This is a genomic window from Salipiger marinus, assembly GCF_035481585.1.
Classification (GTDB): domain Bacteria; phylum Pseudomonadota; class Alphaproteobacteria; order Rhodobacterales; family Rhodobacteraceae; genus Salipiger; species Salipiger marinus.
The window spans coordinates 196,077-205,405 of the sequence record NZ_JAYKSL010000005.1; the positions used below are offsets into that span (position 1 = coordinate 196,077).

Annotated in this window: 15 protein-coding genes; 4 read left to right on the forward strand and 11 right to left on the reverse strand. The window is 67.3% G+C overall.

The window, feature by feature from the left end:
* Positions 1-63 precede the first annotated feature (63 nt).
* Positions 64-957: a helix-turn-helix domain-containing protein gene (locus VK682_RS08980; RefSeq protein ID WP_230795623.1), complete on the forward strand. Its 894-nt coding sequence runs from the start codon at positions 64-66 to the stop codon at positions 955-957.
* Positions 958-984: 27 nt separating this feature from the next.
* On the opposite strand, the gene VK682_RS08985 is transcribed toward VK682_RS08980, so the two are convergent.
* A complete protein-coding gene (locus tag VK682_RS08985; protein WP_324781694.1) occupies positions 985-1,107 on the reverse strand; it encodes a hypothetical protein in 123 nt (40 codons plus the stop codon).
* Between the two features lie 241 nt (positions 1,108-1,348).
* Here VK682_RS08985 and VK682_RS08990 point away from each other — a divergent pair, with 241 nt between their 5' ends.
* On the forward strand, positions 1,349-1,561 hold the full coding sequence (locus tag VK682_RS08990; protein WP_324781695.1) for a hypothetical protein: 213 nt from the start codon (positions 1,349-1,351) through the stop codon (positions 1,559-1,561).
* A 145-nt stretch (positions 1,562-1,706) separates the two neighbouring features.
* Here VK682_RS08990 and VK682_RS08995 read toward each other — a convergent pair whose 3' ends face one another.
* The 5 genes from VK682_RS08995 to VK682_RS09015 all read right to left on the reverse strand — a co-directional run bounded on the left by VK682_RS08995 (position 1,707) and on the right by VK682_RS09015 (position 4,164).
* Positions 1,707-2,603 carry a transglutaminase family protein gene (locus VK682_RS08995; protein WP_089845364.1) on the reverse strand — a complete coding sequence of 299 codons (897 nt, stop codon included), beginning with the start codon at positions 2,601-2,603 and terminating at the stop codon, positions 1,707-1,709.
* 52 nt (positions 2,604-2,655) lie between these two features.
* Entirely contained in the window at positions 2,656-2,853 is a 198-nt protein-coding gene (locus VK682_RS09000) for a hypothetical protein (protein WP_089845366.1), read from the reverse strand.
* A gap of 5 nt (positions 2,854-2,858) precedes the next feature.
* Positions 2,859-3,389 carry a hypothetical protein gene (locus tag VK682_RS09005; RefSeq protein ID WP_324781696.1) on the reverse strand — a complete coding sequence of 177 codons (531 nt, stop codon included), beginning with the start codon at positions 3,387-3,389 and terminating at the stop codon, positions 2,859-2,861.
* A gap of 119 nt (positions 3,390-3,508) precedes the next feature.
* Positions 3,509-3,853: a hypothetical protein gene (locus VK682_RS09010; RefSeq protein ID WP_324781697.1), complete on the reverse strand. Its 345-nt coding sequence runs from the start codon at positions 3,851-3,853 to the stop codon at positions 3,509-3,511.
* Complete coding sequence (locus VK682_RS09015; protein ID WP_324781698.1) at positions 3,850-4,164, reverse strand: hypothetical protein; 315 nt, start codon at positions 4,162-4,164, stop codon at positions 3,850-3,852. Before VK682_RS09015 ends, VK682_RS09010 begins: the two co-directional genes overlap by 4 nt.
* A 360-nt stretch (positions 4,165-4,524) precedes the next feature.
* Here VK682_RS09015 and VK682_RS09020 point away from each other — a divergent pair, with 360 nt between their 5' ends.
* Positions 4,525-4,860 (forward strand): hypothetical protein, encoded by a 336-nt coding sequence (locus tag VK682_RS09020; protein WP_324781699.1) that lies wholly within the window; start codon positions 4,525-4,527, stop codon positions 4,858-4,860.
* Between the two features lie 299 nt (positions 4,861-5,159).
* Here the strand turns inward: VK682_RS09020 and VK682_RS09025 are convergent, their stop codons facing one another.
* Genes VK682_RS09025 through VK682_RS09045 form a run of 5 tightly spaced genes read right to left on the reverse strand, consistent with a single transcriptional unit; the run spans position 5,160 to position 8,706 of the window.
* Entirely contained in the window at positions 5,160-5,783 is a 624-nt protein-coding gene (locus VK682_RS09025) for an ABC-type transport auxiliary lipoprotein family protein (RefSeq protein WP_230795632.1), read from the reverse strand.
* A complete protein-coding gene (locus tag VK682_RS09030) occupies positions 5,780-6,676 on the reverse strand; it encodes an MlaD family protein (RefSeq protein WP_230795633.1) in 897 nt (298 codons plus the stop codon). The genes VK682_RS09025 and VK682_RS09030 overlap by 4 nt, the downstream gene beginning before the upstream one ends.
* On the reverse strand, positions 6,676-7,449 hold the full coding sequence (locus tag VK682_RS09035) for an ABC transporter ATP-binding protein (RefSeq protein WP_089845371.1): 774 nt from the start codon (positions 7,447-7,449) through the stop codon (positions 6,676-6,678). Before VK682_RS09035 ends, VK682_RS09030 begins: the two co-directional genes overlap by 1 nt.
* A complete protein-coding gene (locus VK682_RS09040) occupies positions 7,449-8,525 on the reverse strand; it encodes an MlaE family ABC transporter permease (protein WP_230795634.1) in 1,077 nt (358 codons plus the stop codon). Before VK682_RS09040 ends, VK682_RS09035 begins: the two co-directional genes overlap by 1 nt.
* Complete coding sequence (locus VK682_RS09045) at positions 8,515-8,706, reverse strand: Thivi_2564 family membrane protein (RefSeq protein WP_089845373.1); 192 nt, start codon at positions 8,704-8,706, stop codon at positions 8,515-8,517. Before VK682_RS09045 ends, VK682_RS09040 begins: the two co-directional genes overlap by 11 nt.
* A 435-nt stretch (positions 8,707-9,141) precedes the next feature.
* Here VK682_RS09045 and VK682_RS09050 point away from each other — a divergent pair, with 435 nt between their 5' ends.
* Positions 9,142-9,297, forward strand: a complete 156-nt coding sequence (locus VK682_RS09050) for a hypothetical protein (RefSeq protein WP_165616761.1) — start codon at positions 9,142-9,144, stop codon at positions 9,295-9,297.
* Positions 9,298-9,329 lie beyond the last annotated feature (32 nt).

Below are 9,329 nucleotides of genomic sequence, written 5' to 3' on the forward strand. Positions count from 1 at the left end.
CTCTGGCACCATTCCCAACCGCTGCGTCTTCTTGTACGATTGCCGCATGAGGAAGGAGACAGGATGCAGCCCTGGTTCGAAGCCGTCACGATCCCCGAACGCCAGAGCTGTCTGGTCTATGACCGCCGCCTGCCGGAATTCGGCTTCAACTGGCACTACCATCCCGAATACGAACTGACGCTGACGCTGGGCAGCCGGGGCACGCGGTTCGTGGGCAGCGACGTGGCGCCCTATGCCGAGGGCGATCTGGCGCTGATCGGCCCGAACCTGCCGCATGCCTGGCACTCGCACGACCTTGCGGACGGGGCGGCGGAACATCGCGCCGTGGTCTGCTGGTTCACCGAAAGCTGGATCCGGTCCGTGCTGCGGGTGATGCCGGAACTGGGCCCCATCTCCGCCCTGCTGGCGGAGGCCGAAGGCGGGGTGCTTTTTGGCCCGGCCCCGCAGATCCGCGCCCGCATCCTTGATCTGTGCGACCTGCCGCTGGCAGAGCGGGCGCTGCGGCTGACCGGGGTCCTGCTCGATCTGTCGCAGCAGACCGACCGGCGGGTCCTGTCCGCCACGGCACTGGCGCCCGAAGGCCTGCCGCGCGACCAGCGGCGGATGGAGGCGGTGCTGGCCTATCTGCACAAGAACCTCGACGCGCCGATCCGGCTCGCGCCGCTCTGCGCGCTGGCGCATGTCACCGAAAGCCAGCTGCAGCGGATTTTCCGGCGCAGCACCGGGCTGTCGGTCAGCGCCTATGTGACACGGCTGCGGATCGGGCGCGCGGCAACCCTGCTGGCCCGGACCGACCAGCAGATGTCGGCCATCGCGGACCAGTGCGGCTTCCATGACGCGGCGCATCTGGCGCGGAAGTTCCGGCAGACCGCCGGCACCACCCCCTCCGCCTATCGCCGCGACTTCCGGTCCCGCGGCGACCCCTGCCCCGAGGGAGGCTTTCCCATGCGGAAATAAGCCGGATCACCGCATGCCCCGCAGGCGCTAGGCTCTGCGCCTGCGGGGAAATCCGGTCAGGTTGCGGCGCAGCAGGCTTTCCTGCGTGCCGCCCGCGATATGCGGTGTCAGCGGCAGGCTGGGGGCGGTCAGGACCGCCTGCAGTCTCACCGGGCTGGACACCGCAGAAGCGGTCGTGTTTCGCAAGCGCCTCCAGCGACATCGGCTTTTGGAATTCCCTGCTAGGCTGCCGCCCTGTGTCGCTGCAATGGCAGCCGGTGGTGGCGGGCATCCCATCGGCCGCTTTTGCCGTCATGTGCCCAGTATCCCGGCGGCAGCATGGTCTGGGCCGCGGTGCCCTGCCCCGGCAGGGCCGCCTGATTGAACGCCTGCATAGGGGATCGCCTGCGGCGTGCGCGAGGCGCTGCTGCAGCTTGCGGGGATCTGGTCATCAGCCTGCGCCACCGCGTCGCGCAGACCCCCGAGCGGATCGCCGACATCGTGCGCCAGCATCGCAGCATGCAGCATCGTTGCAGCTGTCCGCGCGCGCAACATCGATCAGGCGGTCCGCGCGGTGCAGGAACATCGCGATTCCGCGCGCGACGATCTGCTGGCCCGGATGTAGCCGCAGCCGCAATGCCCTGCCCACACAAAACCCCGCGTCAGCAGGGTGCGCTGGCGCGGCAAACCCGGGTCCGAGATCCGGGGGCGGCAGACGCTGCGCGTCGGGGGCTGAAGGTCAAAGCCCGGAACCCGGACCGGCAGTTCGGTCAGGCGTCCTGCCGCTGCGCCATGCTGTGGCTGCCGACGCGCACCGACACCTCCACCGACAGATCGCGGACGGCGTTCGGGTCTCCGGAAAAGCTGCCGGACACCGGCACGACCAGATGAATGTCGCGGCCCACCGCGACCGGCACAAGGTTCTGCGATCCGACGCTTCGGTTGGTCGGATCAAAGGCGATCCAGCCCGCGCCGGGCAGATAGATCTCGACCCAGGCATGGGTGGACCCGGCGCCTGCAGACCCGACGCTGCCGCCCTCCGGATCGGAGAGATAGCCGGAGACGATGCGCGACCCCAGACCCAGCCTGCGCGCGGCTTCGGCCAGCAGCACCGCAAAATCGCGGCACGACCCCCAGCCGCGGTCGATGGTCTCGATCGGGGACTGGGTGCCTTCGGTTTCGCGGCTTTGATAGGACATCTGCGTGAACACGCCATTGCTGATGTCCTTCAGCAGCGACAGCGTGTCCGTGGGGCGCCCCATCACAAACCCTTCGACCCAGCGGGAAAACCGGCCATCGGGATCGGCATATTGCGGCACGGTCAGCGCGCCCAGATCCGTCCAGTCATCGGCGCTGTAGATAAAGGGATAGCTGGCGGCAGAGGCGGAGATGGCAAAGACCGGCCATTCCGGCGCGGTCAGTTCCAGCCTTGCCCGGCTTTCGATCACAAGATGATCCGTCGGGGCGTCAAACGTGGCGGTGGCGATGGCATTGCCCGCAACATCATGGGACCAGGTCACGGTGGCCTGCGGCGTGATGGTCAGGCTGTGCGAGAACAGCCGCAGTTCCCGGGTTTCGCGGGGACGCAGCATCAACCGGTGCGGCCCCAGCAGAACCTTGTGCCGGTACCGGTAGGTGGTCTTGTGAAAGGTTTCGAGGCGGAACAAGATGGAGTCCAGTCTGTTATGAGGGGAAAGCGGCGCGTGCGCCGCTTCCGGGTCAGCGGCGGCGGGAGGAGACCGGGCCGGAAAGCGCGCTCTGCCATGCCTTCAGCCCCTTGCAGCGGCGGCAGATCCGCTCTCCGAAACCTTCGCTCCAGAAGACGGTGCTGCAGCGCAGGCAGCGGCGTTCGCGGGGCACATCGCCCGCGGCTCTTGGCGGCGAAATCTCGGGGGCGGACTGCTCTGTCATGGCCATGTGTCTCATGAGGAAGTGCCTCCGGACGGCAGGGTCAGGGGGGCAGCCCCCACCTGTGGCGACACACTGGCCACACCCGCCGCAGCCTCCACCGCGCTGTGCCGCTTGGGGTCATCCTGCGGGCCGAAATGCGGCGCGCCTTCGCCGGGCGGCGTGGTCAGGTTTCCGGCATAAAGATGCCGCAGATCCGCTTCCGACACGCCGTCCGCCTGCATGACAAGGCGCACCATCGGATCGACAAGCATCTCTTCCAGAAAGAAATCCGACAGCGCCCGGCCCGACAGCTTGTCCTTGGCGCGGGCGTGATCCAGATCCGCCAGCGACACGGTCAGCGTGCGCGTCAGCCCGGGATGGGACACCAGAGGATGCAGCCTGACCAGCACGGAGGCTTTCCATGCCTCGGCGCGCTGGCTGTCGGGGGGCGAGACCAGTTCGGTTTCGATCTCGTATTCTCCGGCGGGCAGCGTGTCGCCGAATCCCGGCACGGTGAACGGGCGGGAAAAGACGGCCACCGTCTTGCTGATCTGATTTTCCATTCGGTGCGGTCTCTCCCATAGGGCGGGGGCAGCCTGCCCCCTGTTTCCGACCGGGGCGCGGGGCCGGTCCAAAGGTCTGGATGTCACGGGCGCGGGCAGTCCCGATGGCCCCGCAACGATCAAAGTTCGAGCGCCGCGAGACAGGCCTGCGCGATATCCCGGTCCGGGCCGTCCGTTCCCGGCACCGTCGCCCAACCGCCCGCCATCAGCGCATTGCGCCGTTCATAAGACGATGCGGCCCGGATCGTTTCCATCTTCTCGTCCCGCGCCGGATCCTGCTGCGCCATGTCCAGACACACCGGCACCATGGAGGCCACGACATCGCCCCGCGACATTTCCATGGCCTGCGCGTTCGCGGTCCTGCCGGTGACCCAGCCACCCAATGTAAAGCCAAGGGCGGCAACTAGGATCGCGCCGATCAGCGCGCCGTAAAGTCCGGGCTTCAGCCAGTCGGGAGTGGTCATGTTCTGTCCTCCAGCGGAGAAAGCGCCGCTTCGCTGTTTTGCTTGGTCTGGGTCATGGCCCCGTCCCGGCTTAGCACGGCGACCAGTTCCCGGTCGGAAACCGCGCGCATTTCGGCAAGACCGGGTTGGCTGTCGCTGTGGCCCACCATCAGATAGGTCGCCGTCCGCAGCCACGTCTCAAAACTGAAGCCCTCAAGAAGCTCTTCTTCGACGATAATTTCGTAATCGCCTGCGGGCAGCTGCCCCGCATATCCCCGCAGGGCAAAGGCATTGAAAAACGTCACCGTCGATCTGGCAGACCGCATGGTCATCCTAGGTCTCCGTCATGTGGGCAAATTGACACGTTCCGCACCTCCTCGGCTCGAGGACCGGCACAGTTGAACGACTTCCACTCTTCTAGGTCAGAATCACGGGCGGGGCGCTGACACATGTTAGTCCCGCCTTCGAAAGGCCACACACGCCCCCGGCGCGCAGGATGCGGCACAGGCACTGACCTGTGTAAGGGCGCCGGAGCCGGTCCGCGCCTAGGCTCCGGAAAACACGGGGGCAATGCGCGCCCGCAACCCATGAACGGAATGATGATGACCCGACTCCGTGGTCTCTACCCGCATCCCCCAGAATTCGAGCGGTTTCTCTATGCGCCTGTCGGCACGGACAGAAAGGGATCCAGCGTGACGGTGCTTTCGGCGCTGGCGCGGCTGGGACTGGATCCATGGACCGAAACCGCCGCCCTTGTCGCCCTGAGCCGGGATGCGGCGCGCGCCCGGCTGGGTCTGCTGCTGTCAAAGGTCTGGGACGTGCCCGCGCTGGGGCGCGATCATGGAACGGTCGCGCAGGAACTGACCCTGCTGCTGCCCGACACGCCGCCAAAAGCCGCGCCGACATGGCAGGCGGCCCCCCTTGCCGCTGGCCGTCTGGGGTCAGGCACCGCGATCTGGACGATCCTCGCGATCCTCTTTGTTGTGGCGCAGCTTCTGTTCGGCGGCCTGTTCGGGTCCGGGGAATGAACCATCAGGCATCCTGCGCCCCTTGCTGCCCGGGATGCCAAGGCGCCGCCGCATCAGCCCCACAGCGGCGGCCAGTCCTTGCCTTTTTGTCAAAAAAGCGACGCATGGACCGCGCGGGCACTAACCTGCATCAGTGCGCAAGGCCTCTGGCCCCGGCACTCTGAACCATGGCTGCTGCGTGTTTGGCGGCTCAGGTTCCGGGTAGCAAGAGACATGCCAACATGCCAGCCCCGCAAAGGGCAGGCATGTTGGCACGCCTTTTGTCTGCGAACCAGCTGCGGGCGCGCCCCGGGCCGCTGTCACGTCGCGCCCCGCACCCAGTCCACCGCCTCCGCCAAGACCATCTGCATGGCCTCATCAAGCCCGGCGATCAGTGCTGCGGTGCTGTCGGAGGGGGCCGTCCTCATGCTGTCGATGCGCCGCGTTCCGGCAATCGCGCGGTCAGATTCGCGGATCAGGGTCAGCTGCACCGCAACATGGATCCGCGCCGATCCCGGCACCGGGCCGGGCAGTTCCGCCTGCAGCGCAAGCAGCTCCGTCATCAGCGTAAAATCCGGCATCAGCCCCGCCCCGGCGCGGCTGACCAGCCGAAGCCCGCCCCTGTACAGCAGCCCGGTCAGCAGAAGCGTCTGCATCATCGCCGGGGCGGGTTCGGACCAGCGCGCCTCGGGCAGGTATTCGGCCTGCCGGGCGGAGACCTTCATCAGGATGCGGTCGGTTGCCAGCTCCCCGCCCGAGGTGGGCAGTTCGACAACCAGATGGCCCTCGCCGCCGCGCAGCGGCGGGCCCGAGGTAAGCGGCGACAGCGTGTAGGTGTCCAGCGGCTCGCTGGCCTTTGACACGGCGGTCAGGGCGCCGCAGCCGGGCAGAGCCGAAAGAAGGGACAGAGACAGTATCCTGCGGCGCGACATCATCGTGGTCATCTCCTGTATTCGGGGGTTTCATTGCCCAGCAGAAACCGCCCCGGGTCGCTGGCGATCTGGCGGGCAAGCGCGTCAAACGTGGCGATCACGCCGCTGGTCTGCTGGATCAGGGCACCAGCCTGCGTGGACAGTCGGGGCACTTCGCCCTGCACGACACCGCGCAGGGCCGCCATCGCGCCGGTGGTGCTGGCAACGGCGGAACGCAGATCGGCGATCAGCGCGGGAATGTCGCGCGCCAGCAGCCCGTCGGTGGCGCCAAGCCCGGATTCGACGGCATCAAGAACGCCATCGACCTTGGTCAGCGACGCCTCGGCGCGGGTGGCCAGCGCATCGATGCGCCCGGTCGCCTGCTGCAGGTTGACGAGGATCCCCGCCACCGCATCGCGGTTTTCCGGCGAGGCAAAGCTGCGCACCTCGGCGATCAGCGCCGTCGCCTCGGCCAGCAGATCCGGGCCGGTGACCATCAGATCCTGCACCACCGACCGCTCTGACCGGATCACCGGCAGTTCGGCGGGGGGCACGGCCTGCAGCCGGTCGGCCCCGGCGCTGCCGCCTTCCAGCGCGATGAAGGCAACACCTGTGACGCCCTGCGAGGCCAGCGTGGCGATGGTGTCGGTGCGCACGGGGGTGCTGGCAAAAATCTCGATCCGCACCCGCACCAGGGCCGGGTCGTCGCGGTCAAGCGCGATGGCCACGACGCTGCCCACATCCACCCCGTTATAGCGGACGGCGGCGGTCTGGCTCAGCCCCGCAGCGGTGCCGAACAGGATGTCGTATTGCGCATAGGTGCGGTCGATCTGCACCTTGGCGAGCCACAGCACGAAGCCCAGCATGGCCACAAGGCCAAGGATGGTGAAGAGGCCGATCAGCACAAAGCGCGCGCGGGTTTCCATCAGCCCTCCGCCGCCGCCAGCGCCGCATGGGCGCGCGGTCCGTGAAAATAGGCATGCACCCAAGGATCGGCGACATCGCGCATTTCCGCCATGGTGCCGGTGACCAGCACGCGGCGGTCGGCCAGCACGGCGATGCGGTCACAGGTGGCCTGCAGGGTGTCGAGATCATGCGTGACCAGAAACACCGTCAGGCCAAGCGCGTCACGCAACGAGATCAGCAGCGTGTCAAAGGCCGAGGCGCTGATCGGATCCAGCCCGGCGGTGGGTTCGTCCAGAAACAGGATCTCGGGGTCCAGCGACAGGGCCCGCGCCAGCCCGGCCCGCTTGCGCATCCCCCCGGACAGCGCCGCCGGATAAAGATCGCCCGCCGTCGCGGGCAGGCCGACCATGGCGATGCGCAGATCGGCCAGCGCCCGTCGCGTCACCGGATCGACCTTCAGGCGTTCGCGCATCGGGGCCTCGACATTCTCGCGCACCGTCAGTGCCGAAAACAGCGCGCCATCCTGAAACATCACCCCCGTGCGGGCGCCCGCGGCGGCGCGGTCGGCGGCGCTGGCCCCCAGCACATCGGTCCCCAGCAGCGTGATCTGCCCGGCGCTGGGGGTCATCAGCCCGACGATGCTGCGCAAAAGCACCGATTTCCCGCTGCCGGAGGCGCCGACCACCCCCAGCACCTCGCCACGCCGCACGTCAAGCGACAGGTTCTCATGCACGATGGTCTTGCCGAACCTGTTGGTCAGGCCTTGGATCGCAATGACGGTTTCGGTCGGCATCAGATCCCCCAGACCGCAAAGAACACGGAAAACAGCGCATCCATCACGATCACCAGAAAGATCGCGATCACCACCGCGCGCGAGGTGCGCAGCCCCAGCGATTCCGCATCGCCCTTGACCTGAAACCCCTGATGGCAGCCCACCAGCGCGATGATCGCCGCAAAGACCGGCGCCTTGACCAGACCCACCAGCGCCTGCGCCGCGCTGACATCCGCCAGCATCTGGGTGCGGAACTGGCTGGGCGTGATGCCAAGCTCGATCCACGCCATCAGCCCGCCGCCAAAAAGGCCCGACAGGCTGGCGACAAAGCCAAGGATCGGCAGCACGATCACCAGCGCCAGAAAGCGCGGCAGCACCAGCAGCGCGATCGGGTCCAGCCCCAGCACGCGGATCGCGTCGATCTCTTCGCGCATTTTCATGGACCCGATGGCAGCGGTAAAGGCCGAGGCAGAGCGCCCGGCCACGATGATCGCGGTCAGCAGGATGCCAAGCTCGCGCAGGATCGACACGGCGATCAGATCGACGACAAAGACCTCTGCCCCGAACTGGCGCAGCTGTGCCGCGCCCTGAAACGCCAGCACGACCCCGATCAGGAAACCCATCAGCGCCACGATGGGCACGGCGTTCAGCCCGACCTCCTGCATGTGATGGACCAGTGCGGTCAGCCGCAGCCGCCGGGGCCGCAGCAGCAGGCCGGAAAGCCGCGCCATGACCAGCCCCAGAAAGCCAAGGCTATCGCCGGTCGCCGCCAGCAGGCGGCCCACCGCCATGCCGACAGAGGCGAGCCCGTCCCCTGCGCGATACCGCATCTTGCGGCGCGGCGCCTTGGCGGGGGCAGGCAGCGCGTCCTGCACGGTGCGCAGCAGCAGGGTCTGCGCGGCGTCGCCCCCGCCAAAAGCCCGGCCCGACGAGGCCAGAAGCCAAGCCCCGGCGGTATCAAGCGCCGTGACCGCCGACAGATCGACCGCGACATCGGCCTTGGCCCGGCGCAGGCGCGCGCCGGTCTCGTCCAGGGTGCCGAGCGTGACCGGACCGGCAAGCGCCAGCGGAGCCTCACGGGACGTGTCAGCCGCCAACGCGCATCGCGCCCATGTTGCCCATCAGCCCGAACCCGTAAAGCAGCCAGATGATCACGAAGATCACCACGACCACGTTCAGGATCTGCCTGATCTTGCGATCCATCGGGACATAGGTGTTGATCACCCACAGCCCCACACCCACCAGAACCAGCGTGACAACGAGATTGACAAGGGACATGACAAACCTTCCTGAAAGAGTGGCGCCGGTGCGGGGCCCGGACCCGGAGGAGGGATCCACGCCCGGCACCTGAGCGGAGCCTGCCTGCCGCAGCGCGGAGCATCGCCCCTTTGCCTGCACGGCCTGCACCCCCGAAATCCCATCATCGCAGACTGGACCCGCGCCGCACTTACCTGGATCAGCCCGGATGCCTCAGGCCGGAAACATCCTGTCCCCTGCCTTGGCTTTTGCCCCTTCGCGCGCCCGGGACTGATCCATGTTGTATCGCCCGTCAGGGGGGGCGCTACTGTCGGGCTGTGCGTTGCCGGTCCGACTCCCGTCGGGACGGTCCCGCCTGCGGAGACGCCGCAGCATGGACCGCTGCCATTGCCACCGGAAAACGCCTGCTACCGATGCTGAGAACGTTCTGAACACCTCGCTTCGAAAGGTCGATACATGGAAAAGAACAAGAAAAAGAAGGCCGCTTCCCTCACTCCGAAAAGCGTGAAGCAGCCCAGCGAATACAAAACCCGTGAAGCCGCCAACAAACCGCAGGATGGCGAGTTTCTCAAGGCATTCGGCAACCGGAAAGTCCCGCCACGTAAAGGCTGACCCTGCCGGACGGCTCCACCGCGGGTTCCCTC

Excerpts from the sequence above, each read along its gene's own strand:
- VK682_RS08980 (WP_230795623.1), top strand. The coding sequence starts at position 64 with ATGCAGCCCTGGTTCGAAGCCGTCACGATCCCCGAACGCCAGAGCTGT.
- VK682_RS09000 (WP_089845366.1), bottom strand. The coding sequence starts at position 2,853 with ATGGCCATGACAGAGCAGTCCGCCCCCGAGATTTCGCCGCCAAGAGCC.
- VK682_RS09005 (WP_324781696.1), bottom strand. The coding sequence starts at position 3,389 with ATGGAAAATCAGATCAGCAAGACGGTGGCCGTCTTTTCCCGCCCGTTC.
- VK682_RS09010 (WP_324781697.1), bottom strand. The coding sequence starts at position 3,853 with ATGACCACTCCCGACTGGCTGAAGCCCGGACTTTACGGCGCGCTGATC.
- VK682_RS09015 (WP_324781698.1), bottom strand. The coding sequence starts at position 4,164 with ATGACCATGCGGTCTGCCAGATCGACGGTGACGTTTTTCAATGCCTTT.
- VK682_RS09025 (WP_230795632.1), bottom strand. The coding sequence starts at position 5,783 with ATGACCACGATGATGTCGCGCCGCAGGATACTGTCTCTGTCCCTTCTT.
- VK682_RS09030 (WP_230795633.1), bottom strand. The coding sequence starts at position 6,676 with ATGGAAACCCGCGCGCGCTTTGTGCTGATCGGCCTCTTCACCATCCTT.
- VK682_RS09035 (WP_089845371.1), bottom strand. The coding sequence starts at position 7,449 with ATGCCGACCGAAACCGTCATTGCGATCCAAGGCCTGACCAACAGGTTC.
- VK682_RS09045 (WP_089845373.1), bottom strand. The coding sequence starts at position 8,706 with ATGTCCCTTGTCAATCTCGTTGTCACGCTGGTTCTGGTGGGTGTGGGG.
- VK682_RS09050 (WP_165616761.1), top strand. The coding sequence starts at position 9,142 with ATGGAAAAGAACAAGAAAAAGAAGGCCGCTTCCCTCACTCCGAAAAGC.